General features: G+C 74.0%; 13 protein-coding genes. 2 read left to right on the top strand and 11 right to left on the bottom strand.

Annotated elements, in window-relative coordinates; all coding sequences use genetic code 11:
• Nucleotides 1-161: 161 nt before the first annotated feature.
• Genes galK through galT form a run of 3 tightly spaced genes read right to left on the bottom strand, consistent with a single transcriptional unit; the run spans nt 162 to nt 3,378 of the window.
• Entirely contained in the window at nt 162-1,310 is a 1,149-nt protein-coding gene (gene galK / locus AC3EQ1_RS25210; protein WP_432096618.1) for a galactokinase, read from the bottom strand.
• Nucleotides 1,307-2,323: a UDP-glucose 4-epimerase GalE gene (gene galE / locus AC3EQ1_RS25205; protein ID WP_432096617.1), complete on the bottom strand. Its 1,017-nt coding sequence runs from the start codon at nt 2,321-2,323 to the stop codon at nt 1,307-1,309. The genes galK and galE overlap by 4 nt, the downstream gene beginning before the upstream one ends.
• A complete protein-coding gene (galT, locus tag AC3EQ1_RS25200) occupies nt 2,320-3,378 on the bottom strand; it encodes a galactose-1-phosphate uridylyltransferase (RefSeq protein ID WP_432096616.1) in 1,059 nt (352 codons plus the stop codon). The genes galE and galT overlap by 4 nt, the downstream gene beginning before the upstream one ends.
• 249 nt (nt 3,379-3,627) lie before the next feature.
• Between galT and AC3EQ1_RS25195 the strand changes: the two genes are divergently transcribed.
• Entirely contained in the window at nt 3,628-5,298 is a 1,671-nt protein-coding gene (locus AC3EQ1_RS25195) for a sodium:solute symporter family protein (protein ID WP_432096615.1), read from the top strand.
• A gap of 17 nt (nt 5,299-5,315) precedes the next feature.
• A complete protein-coding gene (locus AC3EQ1_RS25190) occupies nt 5,316-5,618 on the top strand; it encodes a hypothetical protein (protein ID WP_432096614.1) in 303 nt (100 codons plus the stop codon).
• Nucleotides 5,619-5,736: 118 nt separating this feature from the next.
• Here the strand turns inward: AC3EQ1_RS25190 and AC3EQ1_RS25185 are convergent, their stop codons facing one another.
• From AC3EQ1_RS25185 to AC3EQ1_RS25150, 8 genes are all read right to left on the bottom strand, one after another.
• Nucleotides 5,737-6,423 carry a helix-turn-helix transcriptional regulator gene (locus AC3EQ1_RS25185; protein WP_351506037.1) on the bottom strand — a complete coding sequence of 229 codons (687 nt, stop codon included), beginning with the start codon at nt 6,421-6,423 and terminating at the stop codon, nt 5,737-5,739.
• A gap of 204 nt (nt 6,424-6,627) precedes the next feature.
• Nucleotides 6,628-8,637, bottom strand: coding sequence for a hypothetical protein (locus AC3EQ1_RS25180; protein WP_432096613.1), 2,010 nt, complete (start codon nt 8,635-8,637; stop codon nt 6,628-6,630).
• 281 nt (nt 8,638-8,918) lie between these two features.
• Complete coding sequence (locus AC3EQ1_RS25175) at nt 8,919-10,718, bottom strand: ABC-F family ATP-binding cassette domain-containing protein (RefSeq protein ID WP_432096612.1); 1,800 nt, start codon at nt 10,716-10,718, stop codon at nt 8,919-8,921.
• A 234-nt stretch (nt 10,719-10,952) separates the two neighbouring features.
• Nucleotides 10,953-12,455 (bottom strand): acyltransferase family protein, encoded by a 1,503-nt coding sequence (locus AC3EQ1_RS25170; protein WP_432096611.1) that lies wholly within the window; start codon nt 12,453-12,455, stop codon nt 10,953-10,955.
• 258 nt (nt 12,456-12,713) lie between these two features.
• A complete protein-coding gene (locus AC3EQ1_RS25165; protein ID WP_432096610.1) occupies nt 12,714-13,337 on the bottom strand; it encodes a TetR/AcrR family transcriptional regulator in 624 nt (207 codons plus the stop codon).
• A gap of 636 nt (nt 13,338-13,973) precedes the next feature.
• Nucleotides 13,974-14,933, bottom strand: a complete 960-nt coding sequence (locus AC3EQ1_RS25160; protein WP_432096609.1) for a 4-(cytidine 5'-diphospho)-2-C-methyl-D-erythritol kinase — start codon at nt 14,931-14,933, stop codon at nt 13,974-13,976.
• Entirely contained in the window at nt 14,930-15,823 is an 894-nt protein-coding gene (gene rsmA, locus AC3EQ1_RS25155; RefSeq protein WP_432096608.1) for a 16S rRNA (adenine(1518)-N(6)/adenine(1519)-N(6))-dimethyltransferase RsmA, read from the bottom strand. Before rsmA ends, AC3EQ1_RS25160 begins: the two co-directional genes overlap by 4 nt.
• Nucleotides 15,820-17,040 carry a resuscitation-promoting factor gene (locus AC3EQ1_RS25150; protein ID WP_432096631.1) on the bottom strand — a complete coding sequence of 407 codons (1,221 nt, stop codon included), beginning with the start codon at nt 17,038-17,040 and terminating at the stop codon, nt 15,820-15,822. Before AC3EQ1_RS25150 ends, rsmA begins: the two co-directional genes overlap by 4 nt.
• Nucleotides 17,041-17,260: the final 220 nt, after the last annotated feature.

The following is a 17,260-nucleotide window of genomic DNA, read 5'->3' as shown; positions in this document are numbered from 1 at the left end:
GCGCCGGGAGCGGTACGGCGGGCCGCCCTGTCGCCCCGGCGTCGGGCCGCCCGGCGTCAGGCGCTCCGCGGCCGGCATCCGCACGGCCCGGGAGACGAGCTCGAGCGGCTCCTCCCGGCCGCCGTCGCCGGCGCCGGGTCCGGAGCCGGAGCCGGGCGGCGTCAGGCCAGGCGGCGGGCGCCCGCCGAGGGTACGGCCGGGAAGATCCGCGGGGCCCGGAGCCCCGCGGCGGCGAAGGCCTCGGTGACGGCCGCGGCCACGGCGTCCGCCTCGGCCTCCGTGACCAGGACGATCGCCGAACCGCCGAAGCCGCCACCGGTCATCCGGGCGCCCAGCGCGCCCGCCGCGTTCGCCGCCTCGACCACCAGGTCCAGTTCGGCGCAGGAGACCTCGAAGTCGTCGCGCAGCGAGGCGTGTCCGGCGGTGAGCACCGGTCCGATGGAGCGGGTGTCCCCGGCGTCCAGCAGGCCGATGACCTGCTGCACGCGTGCGTTCTCGGTCACCACATGACGGACGTAGCGGCGCACGGTGGGGTCGTGCAGGTGTGCCAGGGCCTCGTCCAGGTGCTCCGGTACAACGTCCCGTAGAGCGTGCACGCCCAGCGCACGCGCCCCCTCTTCACAGCCCTCGCGCCGCTGGGCATACGCCCCGTCGCCGAGCTCGTGCTGCACCCGGGTGTCGACGACGAGCAGCCGCAGGCCCTCGGCGGCGAGGTCGAGGGGGACCTGCCGCTGGGCGAGGTCGCGGGTGTCGAGGTGGAGGGCGTGGCCCGCGGTGCAGCAGGCGGCGGCCGTCTGGTCCATGATCCCGACGGGGACGCCGACGAAGACGTTCTCCGCGCGCTGGCAGAGCCGGGCCAGCTGCCAGGGCTTCAGACCCAGTTCGAACAGGTCGTTGCAGGCGACGGCGGTGACGACCTCGAGGGCCGCGGAGGAGGACAGCCCGGCACCGGTCGGCACGGTGGATTCGAGGTGCAGGTCCAGGCCGGTGACCGGGTGGCCCGCGTCGCGCAGCGCCCACACCACGCCGGCCGGGTAGCCGGCCCAGTCCTTGCGCCCGCCGGGCGCGAGCTCGTCGGCGCGGAGTTCCACGACGCCGCCGGGCACGTCGGCCGAGTGCAGCCGCAGCAGCCCGTCGGTACGCCGGGAGACGGCGGCGACGGCGGTGCGCGGCAGGGCGAGCGGCAGCACGAACCCGTCGTTGAAGTCGGTGTACTCACCGATGAGGTTCACCCGCCCGGGAGCGGCCCACACCCCCTCGGGGGCGGCGCCGAACAGCTCCCGGAACGCGGCGGCGAGCGGGTCGGTCACGCTTCGTTCTCCCGCTTCTGCGCGAAGGTCCACGCGTCGGCAACGATGCCCGCGAGGTCGGCGCGGCCCGGCTGCCAGCCGAGGAGGGCGCGGGCCCGGTCGGCGGAGGCGACGAGGACGGCCGGGTCCCCGCCGCGGCGGGGGGCGACGACCTCGGGGATCGGGTGGCCGGTGACGCGGCGGACGGTCTCGACGACCTCGCGGACGGAGAAGCCGTTGCCGTTGCCGAGGTTGCAGATCAGGTGCTCACCCGGGCGGGCGGCGTCCAGCGCGAGGAGGTGGGCCTCGGCGAGGTCCGCGACGTGGATGTAGTCGCGGACGCAGGTCCCGTCGGCGGTCGGGTAGTCGTCGCCGAAGACGGAGATGGCCTCCCGCCGGCCCTGCGCGACCTGGAGGACGAGCGGGATCAGGTGCGACTCGGGGTCGTGCCGCTCGCCGTACTCGCCGTACGCACCGGCGACGTTGAAGTAGCGCAGCGAGACGGCCGCCAGGCCGTGCGCGGCGCACTCGCCGCCGATCATGTGGTCGACGGCGAGCTTGGAGGCGCCGTAGGGGTTGGTCGGCGCGGTGACGGCGTCCTCGCGGATGGGGGTGGTGTCGGGCTCGCCGTAGGTGGCGGCCGTGGAGGAGAAGACGAGGGTGCGGACCCCGGCCTCCCGCATCGCGGCGATCAGCTCGGTGGTGCCGCCGACGTTGTTCCGCCAGTACTTCTCGGGGTTCACCACGGACTCCCCGACCTGCGAGAAGGCCGCGAAGTGCAGGACGCCGTCGTAGGAGGCGTCGAGCCGGACCGCGCCGTCCGGGGCGGTCAGGTCCTGGACGCGCCCCTCGATGAACCCGGCGTCCGCCGGAACCGCCGCACGGTGGCCGGTGGACAGGTCGTCCAGCACGGTGACCTGGTGGCCCGCCTCCAGCAGATGCGCCGCGACGACGCTGCCGACATAGCCGGCGCCCCCGGTGACCAGGTACTTCCTCTGCCGTTCCGGCTGCTCGCCCTGCTGCCCGTTGCTCACTGGTTCGCTACCTCTCGCAGTCGCTCGGCCGCGGCCTCCGGCGGCACATCGTTGATGAACACATTCATGCCGGATTCGGAACCCGCGAGAAACTTCAGCTTGCCGGAAGTGCGGCGAATGGTGAAAAGCTCGAGGTGGAGTGCGAAGTCCGCGCGGCCGGCGCCCCGGCCCTCCCAGCCGCCGAACGGCGCCTGGTGCCAGGCCGAGATGTACGGGGTCGGCGGTTCGCCCGCGCCGAAGATCCGGTCGAAGCGCCGCAAGAGTTCCAGATAGAGCTGTGGGAACTCTGTGCGCGCGGCGTCGTCCAGCGCGAGCAGGTCCGGCACCCGCCGCCGGGGGTAGAGGTGCACCTCGTACGGCCAGTGGGCGGCCCGGGGCACGAACGCCGTCCAGTGCTCCCCCTCCAGCACGATCCGCCGGCCGTCGGCGCGCTCGTCCGCCACCACGTCGTCGAAGAGGTTCCGGCCGGTGCGCTCCCGGTGCGCGGCGAGGGAGCGCAGCACCAGCTCGGTGCGGGGCGTGGTGAAGGGGTAGGCGTAGATCTGGCCGTGCGGGTGGCCGAGGGTGACCCCGATCTCCGCGCCGCGGTTCTCGAAGCAGAAGACCTGCTCGACGGCGGGCAGTCGGGACAGCGCGGCGGTGCGGTCGGTCCAGGCGTCGAGGACGAGACCGGCCCGCTCCTCGGTGAGGTCGGCGAAGGAGGCGCGGTGGTCGGGGGTGAAGCAGACGACCTCGCAGCGGCCGGAGTCGCCGGCCAGGGAGGGGAAGCGGTTCTCGAAGACGGCGACGTCGTAGTCGTCGGCGGGGATCTCGCTGTCCCGGCCCGGGCGGGACGGACAGAGCGGGCAGGCGTCGGCCGGGGGGTGGTAGGTGCGGGTCTGCCGGTGCGAGGCGATGACGACCCGGTCGCCGAGGAGCGGGTCGTGGCGGACCTCCGAGGCGGTGGCGACCTCGGGGAGCGGCCTGCGGTCGGGGGTGTTGCGTACCGCGTCGTCGCGGAGGTCGTAGTAGATGAGCTCACGGCCGTCCGCGAGCCGGGTCGCCGTTCTCTTCATCCGAGGCCCCCTCGGCCACATCTTGCAAACATAAACAAACACAGTTAATCACAAGCCAACAGCCGGACCAACGTCGCGAGCACGCCCCGGCAAAGCCCCGCAAAGGGCGCGCGATCATCACGGACGAACAACAGGTACCACCAGAACCGTTCACGTTCGGACCGCATGGGCGTACGTTTCTGTTCGTTCCGGTCCCGGCCTGCGGGCTGCGGCCGACGGGCGTCCCCGTCCTCCCGAAGAGAGTGATCCATGGACCATCTGGCCGCAGGGCTCCGGCTCCCCACCAACGCGCTCGACTACACCATCCTCGGCATCTACTTCGCCGTGGTGCTCGGCGTCGGATTCGCCGCGCGGAGGAGTGTGCGGACGAGCCTCGACTTCTTCCTCTCCGGGCGGTCCCTCCCCGCCTGGGTCACCGGTCTCGCGTTCGTCGCCGCCAACCTCGGCGCCCTGGAGATCCTGGGCATGGCGGCGAACGGCGCCCAGTACGGCGCCTACACCGTGCACTGGTACTGGGTCGGCGCCATCCCGGCGATGGTCTTCCTCGGCCTGGTGATGATGCCCTTCTACTACGGCTCGAAGGTGCGGTCCGTCCCGGAGTTCCTGCTGCACCGCTTCGGACAGTCCTCGTACCTGCTCAGCTCGGTCATCTTCTCCGTGGCGTCCGTGCTGGTCGCGGGCGTCAACCTGTACGCGATGGCGATCGTGATCGAGGCGCTGATCGGCTGGCCGCAGTGGGTGGCGATCGTCGTGGCCGGCTTCTTCGTCCTGGCCTACATCACCCTCGGCGGGCTCTCCTCCGCCATCTACAACGAGGTGCTGCAGTTCTTCGTGATCCTCGCCGCGCTCATCCCGCTCACCGTCGTCGGCCTCAAGCGGGTCGGCGGCTGGGACGGGCTCACCGACAAGCTCACCGGCGCGCACGGGGACGACTTCATCAGCGCCTGGGGCGGCACCGGAATCGGCTCGTCCAACCCGCTGGGCGCCAACTGGCTCACCATCGTGCTCGGTCTCGGCTTCTGCCTGAGCTTCGGCTACTGGACGACCAACTTCGCCGAGGTGCAGCGCGCCCTCTCCGCCAAGAACCTCTCCGCCGCGAAGCGCACCCCGCTCATCGCCGCGTTCCCCAAGATCTTCATTCCGCTGGTCGTGGTGCTGCCCGGGCTGATCGCCCTGGTCATGGAGCCGGACCTGGGCAAGGAGGGCAGCGGGCTGGAGTACAACGACGCGATCCCGGTGCTCATGCGCGACCTGCTGCCGAACGGTGTGCTGGGCGTCGCCGTGACCGGTCTGCTGGCCGCCTTCATGGCCGGCATGGCGGCCAACGTCTCGTCGTTCAACACGGTGTTCACCAACGACATCTGGGCCGCGCACATCGTGCGGGGCCGGGAGGACCGGTACTACCTGGCGACCGGGCGCGTGGTGACGGCGGTCGGCGTGCTCGGCGGCATGGGCACCGCGTTCATCGCCTCCTCGTTCAGCAACATCATGAACTACCTGCAGACGCTGTTCTCGTTCTTCAACGTGCCGCTGTTCTGCGTCTTCATCATCGGCATGTTCTGGAAGCGGGCCACCGCAGCGGCCGGGTTCTGGGGACTGCTCACCGGCACCGTCGCCGCGATGATCAACTACTTCTGGTTCTACAAGCAGGGCGTCATCGACATCCCCAGCGACCAGGGGGCCAACTTCGTCTCCGCGATCGTGGCGTTCGTGGTGGGCGGCGTGGTGATGGTCGGGGTGTCCCTGTTCACGAAACCCAAGCCGGTCGAGTCGCTGGCCGGCCTGGTGTACGGCACCACCTCGCCCGGTATGGCGGAGCCCCCGGCGGCGGGCGACGAGGCCTGGTACCGCAAGCCCGCCCTGCTGGGCTGGGGCGCGATCATCCTGGCCGCCCTCTGCTACGTCCCGTTCTCCTTCTGAGGCCGAGGTAACACACCATGAGCGAGTACGAGTACCAGCACCAGGTCGAGGAGCTCGAGCAGAAGTCCGCGACCGCGGCCCGGCTCTTCGACGTGCGGCGCATCATCGGCGGACTGTTCGTCGTCTACGGCGTCATCATCACCGTCGCCGGCATCACCGCCTCCGAGGCGGACCTGAAGAAGGCCGAGGACATCAACATCAACCTCTGGACGGGCCTGTCGATGCTCGCCCTGGGGCTGGCGTTCCTGCTCTGGCTGAAGCTGCGGCCCGCGGTGCCTCCGCCGCCGCTGCCGGAGGCCGAGGAGCAGGAGACTCCGTAGCGGAGCGGTCCCGTGCGGAGAGGCCCGGCGCGGGCCCGGTACGGCGGGCCCGGAGCGGAACGGCCCGGCGCGGCGGGGGCCGGTGCGGCGGGGGCCGGTGCGACGCGGGGCCCGGCGGTCAGTCCGGCCGGGGCCCCGCCGGTGCGCCGGCCCGCTCCAGCAGCCCGGTGCGGGCGGCGAGCGCCGCCGCCTCCAGCCGGGAGCCGACCCCCAGCTTCATCAGCACCCGCTGCACATGGGTCCGGGCGGTGCTCGACGCGATGCCCATCCCCGCCGCGATCAGCCGGGTGTCCTCGCCCTCCGCGACCCGCACCAGCACCTCGACCTCGCGGGGGGTGAGCATCTCCAGCAGCCGCGCCGCCTCGTCGTCCGGCTGCACCGCCGGGTTGAGGAGCTCGGCGAAGGCACCCTGGAGCAGCTGCGGGGCGACGGCCGCCTCCCCCGCGCGGGCCTTGACCATCGCGCGCTCGACGCCCTCGATCCGCTCGTCGTGCCGGACGTAGCCGGACGCCCCGGCGGCGAACGCCGCGGCGATCCCCCGCGAGCTGGTCACCGGCCCCAGCACCACCACGGCGACCTGCGGCCGCTCCCGCTTGATCCGGACCACCGGATCGAACGCCCCCGGGTCGGCCGGCGCCGCCGTCCCCAGCAGGCACACCTCCGGCGCCCTGCTGACCACCAGCTCGGCCGCCCCCGCACACGGCGCCGCCGCGGCCAGCACCCGGTGGCCTCTTAACTTCAGAGCCGAGGCCAGTGCCTCGGCGAGCAGCCGGTGGTCGTCGACCACCATGAGCCGTACGCCCATGAGCTCTCCCCCAATCCCCCGAAGCCCCTGGGCCTCGTGTCCCCGGAAGCTACACGCTCGGCCGGAGCCACGTGCCCGATACCGGGGAGAAGCCTCACCGAATGCCGAAATCCCTGCTATTCAGGGCCGATAGGGGCTGGAACCGGACCGGCCCCGCCCGTACCCGGAGGTACGGACGGGGCCGGCGGAGCACCGCGGCGACGGCTACGGGGCGCCGAACACCAGCCCCGCGTACTCCTTCTGACCGGGCAGCGGCTCCCGGTCGGTGGCGTACTTCTGGGTCATGTACAGCCGGTTGCCCTCATAGGCGAACGGCAGGAACTCGGGAGAGAAGGCACTCTCCGTCCGGGCCTCGGACTTCGGCATCTTCAGCAGCACCGACACGTCGTACGAGTCCGGGTCGATGCTCACGACCTGGCCGCCCTTGTCGAAGGTGGGCTTCACATAGGCGATGACGTTGCCGTCGTCGTCCGTCCGCAGCGGCAGCATGGTGCGCTGTTCGCCCGCGGGGGCCTTGCCCGTGGACTTGCCGCTGTCCAGCCGGAATCCGACGATCTCGTTGGTCCGCCCGTACTCGGTCTGCCCCTTGTGCTCGCCGGTCGGCAGGTACACGGAGTCCTTGCTCACGGCCACCATCCGGCAGCCCTCGACCTCGGTGCTCCCGCAGCGGGGGGTGTACTCCCCGCTCCGCGTCCCGATCTTGCTGCGCAGCTTGCCCGCCTTGCCGCTGTCGTCGATCGCCAGGAAGTCCGAGACGGAGCTGCCGGTGTCGTCACCGGCGTCGATGCCGATGACCAGCGGATCGGTGGAGACCACGTGGACGTTGTCGATGCCGCTGGGCAGCTTGTAGACCGAGGTCGGCGCGCCGGTGGCCGGGTTGAGCGACTGGACCTCCATGTTGGGCTTGCTGTAGTCGCCGCAGCGCCGCACCGCGACCAGCCTGGTGCCGCCGCCGTAGCCGTCGTCGTCGCAGTCGGAGTCGGCCTTGGGCTGCCAGAGCCGCTTGCCGCCGAGGCTCCAGGCGGCGCCGCCGCTGGTGCCGCCGGCGGCGACCGTGCCGCCGCCGATGGTCACCTCGGCGAAGCGGACCTTTTCGTCGGCGACCTCGACCGACTTCTGCCAGACCTTCGTGCCCTTCTTCAGGTCGAACACCCCGACCTCGGTGCAGCCCTGGTGCACCGTCTTCTTGGTGACCTTGGCCCCCTGGAAGAGGACCGCCACCTTGCCGTCCGCGGTGATGTGCGGCGACGCCCAGCAGATCGAACCGTCCAGCGGGATCTGCCACTTGCGGTGGGCACCGGTGACGTCGTAGCCGACGAGCTTGTCGACGTCGCCCTTGGCGAAGACCGTGTCGGTGACCCAGAGGCCCTCGGTCGTCACCTGCTCCTCGACCTTGGGCCGGGGGAGCTTGGCGAGCAGCTCGGCCTCGGCCGCGGGGCCGGGCTTGCCGCCGCCCGAACCGCCGCCCTCGCCACCGCTGCCGCCGGAGGAGGTGCCGGCCTCGTTCCTGGGGTCGTCGTCACCGCCGGCGGCCACGAACACCCCGCCGACGACCAGCAGCAGCACGGCCACGACCGCGCCGACCACGATCAGCACCCCGCGGCGGGAGCCACCGGACTGCGGCGGCACACCGCCGCCCGCGAACTGCGCCGGGGGCGGGTACATGCCGTACGCCTGCTGGCCGTAGGGCTGCTGGGGCGGCTGGCCGTACGGCTGCTGGGGGGTGGGCTGCTGACCGTACGGCGGCTGGCCGTAGGGCTGCTGCGCGTACGGCTGTTGGGGCTGCTGGCCGTAGGGCTGCGGGGCCGGGTAGCCGTAGGCGGGCTGACCTGGCTGTCCGGGCTGACCGGACTGCTGCGGGGCCGGGTAGCCGTACGCCGGCTGGCCGGGCGCGCCGAAGCCGCCGCCCTGCGGCGGCGCGGGGGGCGGTCCCTGCGGCGGCGGGGTCTGGGGGGCCGGGCCCTGAGGTGCGGGGCCTTGAGGTGCCGGGCCCTGAGGTGCGGGGCCCTGGGGTGCGCTCTGCGGCGGCTGGGCCTGCGGCTGCTCGGGGCTCTCCGGTGTCTTCTCCAGCCGGGGGCTCGCCGGCGCGGGGCTCTGCGGAGAGCCGTCCCCGGGCCCACCGCTCGGCGGCTGCTGCGGGTACCCGTAGGCGGGATCCTGGGGAGCACCGAAGCCGCCCTGCGGCGGATTCGGCGGCTGGGGCGGCTGTGACATCAGCTTTCCTCTTTTGCGCGGGTACACCACCCGACCGGTCTCCCCCGCGATCCTGGCCGGTTTTCGACCGTGCCAGGATGGAGCGATTCGGGCATGCATCCCCGCCGGTCAAACGGCAGTCGAGCGGGGCTTCTTTGTATCACCCGGCCCCGACAGGGCACGGCCTCGTCCCGCAGCCATGGGACAGCTGAGACCCGCCCGTGACGCTGCCGTTGCACGGCCCCCGGACCGGCGCGGCGGTCCGGGGAGGCGGCGCAAGGACAGCGAACGAGCCCGACAGATCAGACGTCTTCGGCCATTTCCAGCCAGCGCATCTCCAGCTCGTCCCGCTCCGACGCCAGTTCCCGCAGCTCGGCGTCGAGCTTCGCCACCCGCTCGAAGTCCGTGGCGTCCTCGGCGATCTGCGCGTGCAGCTTGGCCTCCTGGTCGCCGATGCGGTCCAGGCGGCGCTCGATGCGCTGGAGTTCCTTCTTCGCGGCACGGGTGTCACCCGCCGGCTTCGGCTTCTCGGCGGCGGGTGCCGCGGGCGCCGGCGCCGCGGCCTCGGCCACCTGCCGGCGGCGCTCCAGGTACTCGTCGAGTCCGCGCGGCAGCATCCGCAGCGTCGCGTCGCCGAGCAGGGCGAACACCCGGTCCGTGGTCCGCTCGATGAAGTAGCGGTCGTGCGAGATGACGATCAGCGAGCCCGGCCAGCCGTCGAGGAGGTCCTCCAGCTGGGTCAGGGTCTCGATGTCGAGGTCGTTGGTGGGCTCGTCGAGGAAGAGGACGTTCGGCTCGTCCATCAGCAGCCGGAGGATCTGCAGCCGCCGCCGCTCACCGCCCGACAGGTCCCCGACCGGGGTCCACTGCTTCTCCTTGGCGAAGCCGAACTTCTCGCACAGCTGCGAGGCCGACATCTCCCGGCCCTTGCCGAGGTCCACCCGGCTGCGCACCGCCTCGACGGCCTCCAGGACCCGCCAGGTGGGGTCGAGTTCGGCGACCTCCTGGGAGAGGTGGGCCAGCTTGACGGTGCGGCCGACGGTGACCCGGCCGGCGGCGGGCTGGGCCTCGCCCGCCGTGCGGGCCGCCTCGGTCATGGTGCGCAGCAGCGAGGTCTTGCCCGCGCCGTTCACCCCGACCAGGCCGATGCGGTCGCCGGGGCCGAGCTGCCAGGTGAGGTGCTCGATCAGCAGCTTGGGGCCCGCCTGGACGGTGACGTTCTCCAGGTCGAAGACGGTCTTGCCGAGCCGGGAGTTGGCGAACTTCATCAGCTCCGCCGAGTCCCGGGGCGGCGGCACGTCCGCGATCAGCTCGTTGGCGGCCTCGATGCGGAAGCGCGGCTTGCTGGTGCGGGCCGGGGCGCCGCGGCGCAGCCAGGCGAGCTCCTTGCGCATCAGGTTCTGCCGCTTGGCCTCCTCGGTCGCGGCGATGCGCTCCCGCTCGGCGCGGGCGAAGACGTAGTCGGAGTAGCCGCCCTCGTACTCGTGGACGGCGCCGCGCTGGACGTCCCACATCCGGGTGCAGACCTGGTCCAGGAACCAGCGGTCGTGGGTGACGACCACCAGCGCGGAACGCCGGGCCCGCAGGTGCTCGGCGAGCCAGGAGATGCCCTCGACGTCGAGGTGGTTGGTGGGCTCGTCGAGGACGATCAGGTCCTGTTCCTCGATGAGCAGCTTGGCGAGGGCGATGCGGCGCCGTTCACCGCCGGAGAGCGGGCCGATGACGGTGTCCAGCCCCTCGGGGAAGGCCGGCAGGTCCAGGCCGCCGAAGAGGCCGGTGAGGATGTCGCGGATCCGGGCGTCGCCGGCCCACTCGTGGTCGGCCAGGTCGCCGATCACCTCGTGCCGGACGGTGGCGGCCGGGTCGAGGGAGTCGTGCTGGGTGAGGACGCCGAGCCGCGTTCCGCCGGAGTGGGTGACGCGGCCGGTGTCCGGGGACTCCAGCTTGGCGAGCACCCGGATGAGCGTGGTCTTGCCGTCGCCGTTGCGGCCGACGACGCCGATCCGGTCGCCCTCGCTGACGCCGAGGGAGATGCCGTCGAGGAGTGCACGGGTGCCGTACACCTTGCCGACGGCTTCCAGATTGACGATATTCGTGGCCATTCCGCTCCTGATCTTGCGCCTGCGCCGACGCTGCGGCTGATCGGCCTTCCAGAGTAGTCGCCGCGCCGGGCGGCCCGTGCCGCGGCTGCCCTCGGGCGCCCGGGCCCGGCCCCTGGTCCGGGACGCGGGTCTCGCGGGCCCCTGTTCGTGGCCCCTGCTCACGCCCCTGCGCCCGGGCCCCTGCTCATGGCTCCCCTGCTCCCGGGGCGTGGGCGGCAGGGGCCGCCGGGACGGTCAGCGGCCGGGGCCGCGCCGTCCCCCGCCCGCGCCGCGGCCCGCGGTCTCGACGAGGAGCCAGCCGGCGAGACACATCACCACGGCTGCCGGAGCGGAGATGTGCACCGCCACCAGCAGCGCCGTACGGCCCTGAAGCAGGCCGCCGAAGCCCACCATGGACAGCCCCAGCACCCCGAAGAGACAGAGGGTGACACCGAGGGCGGCGGCGGGTCCGGAGGCACGAGGGGGAGCCGCGGCGGCGTTCTTCCCGGCGGGCGCGGGGGCCGGGTGCGGCCGCGGCGAGGCCGCCGACGCCGGGTCCGCGGGTGCCGGGTGCGGCGACGGCGAGGTTGCGGACGCCGGGTCCGCGGGCGCCGGACCGCCGGCGGGGCGCGCGGCCCCCGGGCGCTCGAACCGGCGGAAGGCCGCGACCAGCAGCGCCGTCACACCGGCCGCCGCGGCGAGCCGGAGCGGCGCCTGGGCCCACCACCCGGACGTCGCGGGCGCGGGAAACGGCAGGCCGAGGGCGAGCAGTGCCCCGTAGACGCCCAGCATGGCGGTGAGGTGCCACAGGAACGCGGTCATCGCGACACCGTTCGCCGCGATCACCCCGCGCCACACGCGGGGACGGGCCAGCAGCCGGGCGGCGGGAGCGCGCAGCAGCTCGACCGCTCCGGTGAGCCACAGGCCGTGGCAGAGGAGGGCGAGGGTGGGCGGTGCCATGTTGCTGACCTTCTCGCCGGGCATGCCGACCATGGACAGCGGATACGGCCCGAAGGCGACGAGCGCCACCGCCCCCGCCAGTCCGGCCCCGGCCAGGGCGGCGGGCACGCGCAGCCCGGACGCGGCGAGCCGGCCGTCCGCCCGCAGAAAGCCCAGCTGGTGGACGGCGAGCCAGACGAAGGCGAAGTTGAGGAACTCCACGTAGGGCACGCCGAAGGCGAACCGCGCCACGTCGACGGCCGCGGCGGCGGCCCCGAGGCCGGCCGCCGCGCCCCAGCCGTACCGGTCGTGGAGCCTCAGCAGCGGCGGGGTGAACGCCACCATGGCGAGGTAGATCCCGATGAACCAGAGCGGCTGGGCGACGAGCCGGGCGGCGACGTCGGACAGCGGACCGTCCCCGCCGAGGAGTTGGACGGCGAGCGCTGCCGCGGCCCAGACCGCGACGAAGACCATGGTGGGCCGCAACAGCCGCTGGAGCCGGGCCCGCAGAAAGGCCGCGTACACCGACCGGCCGGGCTCGGTGCGGCGTTGCAGCGAGCGGTGGGAGAGGGCGTGCGAGAAGCCGCCGACGAAGAAGAACACCGGCATGATCTGGAGCAGCCAGGTGAGCGGCTGCAGTGCGGGCACGACGGCCAGCAGATTGCCGACCTCGGCGCGGCCGTCCGCGTCGACGGAGACCGCCGCCATCAGCCAGTGGCCGAGGACCACGGTGCCGAGCGATCCGGCCCGCAGCAGGTCGATGTACCGGTCCCGGGCGGCGGGTGTGGCCGCGGCGAGGTCGCTGACGCTGGGGTGCATGCAGCCACCGTCGCGGTCCGGTGCCGCCGGCCGGCACGGCGGTGGTACTCAAATCCGGTGCCGGCGGCCTGAGTACGCGTACCCAGACGCTCGGGGCGCACGGCGGCACGAACGGGCGCCGGGCCGGGTCAGGCCAGGCGCCGGCTCAGGGCAGGACGCCGGCCCGGGGCAGGACGCCTGCTCAGGTCAGGACGCCGGCCCGGTTCAGGGCACCGGTCCAGGTCAGGACGCCGACTCGGGTCAGGGCGCCGACCCGCGTCAGGGCGCCGGTCCGGGCCCGGGGCCGAAGACCCCGGCGCGGGCCGCGGTGTAGGCGGCCTCGGCGCCGGTGCGGGCGAGCCGTTCGTCGATCGGGCGCCGGTTGATCAGCAGCCGGTAGTAGAACGGTGCGCTCAGCGCGGCGATGACGTCCGTGGCGTCGGTGTCCGGGGCGAGTTCGCCGCGGTCGATCGCATGGCGGACGATCTGCGTGACCGTCTCGGTACGGGCGGCGAAGGCGCCGTGGACGACCTCCGCGACGCTCGGGTCGTAGGCGGCGGCCGCGACGATCGCCTCGATGAGGTTGCGGTTGCGCGGTGCCGCGTGGAACCCGGCGACCGCCTGGGCCAGTTCGTGCAGGTCCTGGCGGAGGTCCCCGGTGTCGGGGGTCGCGATGGTGGTGCTGTGCTGGGCGAGCAGGTCGGCGACGACCCCCTCGACGGAGCGCCAGCGCCGCCGGATGGTCGAGACGTGGACTCCGGAGCGCCGGGCGAGCTTGTCGAGGGAGAGCGCGCCGAATCCGCCGTCGTCGAGCTCCTCGAAGGCAGCGGCCAGTACGGCCGCCCGGGTGCGGGCGGTCCGCCCGCCGGGGCGGGCCGAACCGTGCGGGGGTCGCTCGGTCATCTTCCGGTGCCGGGGTCGCGGTGCCAGGGCTGCTCGATGCACATGACGCTCAATGTACTGCGCGCCGGAGATGTGTACGGAACGCCGGATCCGTGCCACCGGCCGGCCCGCCCCGGGACGGTGTCCGTCGAGCCCCCCGTAGCCCGACGGACACCGGTCCGCGCCCGTGCACGGGCGCCGTCCGCGCCGGCGGCCCCGCGCCCGCCGGGGGCATGGCGGGGTGGCCGTGCGGTGAACGTCGTTCAGGATGCCGGGATCACGGCGCGATGTCGTGAGCGTTGCGTGCACGGTTTCTTGGCAATGCGTGCTCGTGGGGGAAGGGAGGAAGCAGTTCTCCGGATCCATCGGCCGCAACGGACACGTGCTCGGGGAGGGGCGCCCCGGCCGGTGTCGTGCGGGGCCCGGTGCCGGGCACCGCAGGGCGGAGCCGTGACGACCGACGACGCCACAGCGAGGCGAACGGCTCGGCGAGGCACGGGCCGGGCGCCCGCGAGCTCGGCCCGCCCGCGCCAGGCCTGCATCCGCCCCGAACACCGGGCGCCGCGCCCCGAACGCCAGACCCTGCTGCATCCGGCCCCAACGCCGGGCGCCCCCGCCCCGAAAGCCAGGCCCTGCATCCGCCCCGAACGTCAGGCCCTACAGCAGCGTCGCCCCCGCCGCCGGGCTCGTGGCCACCCGCGCCGTGCGGCAGGTGCCCGACGCCAGCAGCCCCTCCGCGACCGCCCGGGCCGCCTGCTCGTCCCGGGTCAGGAACGCGCAGGTGGGGCCGGATCCGGAGACGAGGGAGGCCAGCGCCCCGGCCTTCGTCCCGGCGGCGAGGGTGTCGGCGAGGGAGGGCCGCAGCGAGACCGCCGCGGCCTGGAGGTCGTTGCTGGAGCCGCCCCCGGGCGCCGTCGGCATGCCCCCGGTCGTCAGCGCGGACGCCAGCGTCGTGAGGTCGCCGTCGGCCAGGGCGTCCAGCAGGGCCGGGGAGGGCTCCGGGGCCGGGACCTGGTCGACGCCCGCGCCGTGCCCCTCCACCGCGCGCAGCCGGTCGCACTCCCGGTAGACGGCCGGGGTGGAGAGCCCGCCGTCGGCGACGGCGAAGACCCAGTGGAACGTCGCGCCGACGTCGAGCGGGGTGAGCAGTTCGCCCCGGCCGCGCCCCAGCGCCGCCCCGCCGACCAGGCTGAACGGCACGTCGCTGCCCAGTTCCGCGCAGATGTCGAGGAGTTCGGCGCGGGAGGCGCCGGTCCCCCACAGGGCGTCGCACGCCAGCAGCGCGCCCGCGCCGTCGGCGCTGCCGCCCGCCATGCCGCCGGCGACCGGGATGTCCTTGGCGATGTGGAGGTGCACGTCCGGCGCGATGCCGTGGCGCGCGGCGAGCAACTCGGCCGCCCGGGCCGCCAGGTTCGTCCGGTCCAGCGGCACCTGGCCGGCGTCCGGGCCGGACACGGTGATCCGCAGTTCCTCGGCCGGGGTGGCGGTGACCTCGTCGTACAGCCCCACGGCGAGGAAGACGTTGGCCAGGTCGTGGAACCCGTCCGGGCGGAGCCCGCCCACCGCCAGCTGGACGTTGACCTTGGCGGGCACCCGCACGGTCACGGAACGGTTCACAGTCCGGCTCCCTTGATCTCCGCCTTGCTCTCCGCGATGCGGGCGAACTCCTCCACGGTCAGCATCTCCCCGCGCGCCTGCGGCGAGACGCCCGCCGCGACCAGCGCCACTTCGGCGGCGGCCGCGGACCCGGCCCAGCCGGCGAGGGCGGCCCGCAGCGTCTTGCGCCGCTGGGCGAACGCCGCGTCGACGACCGCGAAGACCTCCTGCCGGGTGGCCGTGGTGTTCGGCGGCTCGGCGCGGCGCACCAGGGAGACGAGGCCGGAGTCGACGTTCGGCGCGGGCCAGAAGACGTTGCGCCCGATGGAGCCGGCCCGCTTCACGTGCGCGTACCAGTTGGCCTTGACCGAGGGCACCCCGTAGACCTTGGAGCCGGGGGTGGCGGCGAGCCGGTCGGCGACCTCCGCCTGCACCATGACGAGCGTCCGCTCGATGGTGGGGAAGGTCGCCAGCATGTGCAGCAGCACGGGCACGGCGACGTTGTAGGGCAGGTTGGCGACGAGCGCGGTCGGCGGGGGTCCGGGCAGCTCGGCGACGTGCATCGCGTCGGAGTGCACCAGGGCGAAGCGGTCCGCCCGCTCCGGCAGGCGCGCCGCGACGGTGGCCGGGAGGGCCTCGGCCAGGACGTCGTCGATCTCGACCGCCGTCACCCGGTCCGCGGTCTCCAGCAGCGCCAGGGTCAGGGAACCGAGCCCCGGCCCGACCTCGACGACCACGTCGTCCGGCCGGACCTCCGCGGTGCGGACGATGCGGCGGACGGTGTTGGCGTCGATGACGAAGTTCTGTCCGCGCTGCTTGGTGGGCCGCACACCGAGGGCGGCGGCGAGTTCGCGGATGTCGGCGGGGCCCAGGAGGGGGCCGGACTCGTCGGGGGTGGGGCTGGTGCTCACCGGTGAAGCTTACGGCCGCAGTGCGGCCACGGACTCGCCCCCCGTTGCACATACAGCTTCTTCGCCCGGTATGTCTGCTCTTCGGCGGGTGCGTCCTGGGGGCGGCCCCGGCCGCCCAGCGCCTGCCAGGTGCGGAGGTCGAACTGGTACAGCCCGCCGTACGTCCCCGACGGGTCCACCGCCCGGGGCCGCCCGCCCGACTCGCAGCGGGCCACGGCCGCCCAGTTCAGCCCGTCCGCGCCGGTGACCCGCGCCGGCCGGGCGGCGGTGCCGACCCGCACCACTTCGTCCACCGGCCTGCGGACCACCTCGGTCCGGAGCTTCTTCGGCTTCTGCTCGGCCCCGTTGACGGTGCGCACCTCGTAGTGGACCCGTTTGACGCCCTGCCGGCCCTGCCGTTCCACGACCTCGGTGCCGGCGAACAGGAACGGGTCGGAGCGTTCGACCCGGCGGTAGGGGATCGGCTGCTCGCGCTTCTCGGTGCCGCGGGTGACGCGCAGCACCGAGACCGTCTGCCCGTCCCGGGGGAAGCTGTCCGGCGGCGCTGAGGTGACGTCCTCGCCGCGCAGCGCGATGCCCGCCTGCTCGACGGCCTCCCGGACGGTGGCCGCGTTGGTGCGGACGGTGTGCTCGCGGCCGTCGGCGAGGAGGGTGAGCGTGCGCTCGGTGCGGACGTGCAGGGAGAGCCCTTCGCGGGTGATGGACGAGTGGCGGGAGGCGGAGAGGTAGGCGCCCTCGGCGCGCACCCCGAGCTGACGGAGCGCGCCGTCGACGGTGCGGGCGGTGGTCCAGACGCGGCGGCTGCGGCCGTCGAGCGTGAGGGTGACGGGCCGCCCGTAGCGGACGACGACCTGGTCACCGGCGGTCAGCTCCTCCCCCGGCGCGGGCGCGACGATGTCGTGGGGACCGTGCGGGACCCCCTCGTCGGCCAGCAGTTCCCGCACGTCACCCGCGAAGGTGTGCAGGGTGCGGGGCCGGCCCTCGACGGTGAGCTCGACCGTCTTGTCGTGGGCGACGAAGATGGCGGTGCCGCCTGCGAGGAAGGCGACGACGAGGGCCTGCGGCACCAGCCGGCGCAGCGTCTCGGGGCGCTCGGCGGCACGTCTGCGGCGGGCGGCGAGCCGGGCGGCGGCCCGGCCTCCGACAGCCCCGGCGGGGACAGCCCCCGCGGGGACGGCACCGGCCGGACGGCCCGCCGGCGGGTACGGCCGGGGGATCCGGCCGGCCCCCGGCTCCGGCGGCCCTTCGGCCGGTCCGCCGCGGGAGGCGGACGGGGGATTCGGAACGGGCCGACGGGGCGGCGGGCCGACTGGGCCGGGGACCGGCGGAGCCGACGGGAGCTTGGGCGGCGGGGCGGAGGCATCGGAGGTCTCCCGCGGCCCGAACGCCCGCGGGGACGGGGTGCGGCCGCGCCGGCCGCCGCGCGCGGCCCGGTGG

The sequence above is a fragment of the Streptomyces sp. bgisy100 genome, from assembly GCF_057709105.1.
Note: the sequence above shows the minus strand (reverse complement) of the source record. Positions and strands in the feature narration are given on the sequence as shown.

What these genes read in the sequence shown, in the direction of transcription:
- galT (WP_432096616.1), bottom strand. Translation starts at nt 3,378, where the DNA reads ATGAAGAGAACGGCGACCCGGCTCGCGGACGGCCGTGAGCTCATCTAC.
- AC3EQ1_RS25195 (WP_432096615.1), top strand. Translation starts at nt 3,628, where the DNA reads ATGGACCATCTGGCCGCAGGGCTCCGGCTCCCCACCAACGCGCTCGAC.
- AC3EQ1_RS25190 (WP_432096614.1), top strand. Translation starts at nt 5,316, where the DNA reads ATGAGCGAGTACGAGTACCAGCACCAGGTCGAGGAGCTCGAGCAGAAG.
- AC3EQ1_RS25185 (WP_351506037.1), bottom strand. Translation starts at nt 6,423, where the DNA reads ATGGGCGTACGGCTCATGGTGGTCGACGACCACCGGCTGCTCGCCGAG.
- AC3EQ1_RS25180 (WP_432096613.1), bottom strand. Translation starts at nt 8,637, where the DNA reads ATGTCACAGCCGCCCCAGCCGCCGAATCCGCCGCAGGGCGGCTTCGGT.
- AC3EQ1_RS25175 (WP_432096612.1), bottom strand. Translation starts at nt 10,718, where the DNA reads ATGGCCACGAATATCGTCAATCTGGAAGCCGTCGGCAAGGTGTACGGC.
- AC3EQ1_RS25170 (WP_432096611.1), bottom strand. Translation starts at nt 12,455, where the DNA reads ATGCACCCCAGCGTCAGCGACCTCGCCGCGGCCACACCCGCCGCCCGG.
- AC3EQ1_RS25165 (WP_432096610.1), bottom strand. Translation starts at nt 13,337, where the DNA reads ATGACCGAGCGACCCCCGCACGGTTCGGCCCGCCCCGGCGGGCGGACC.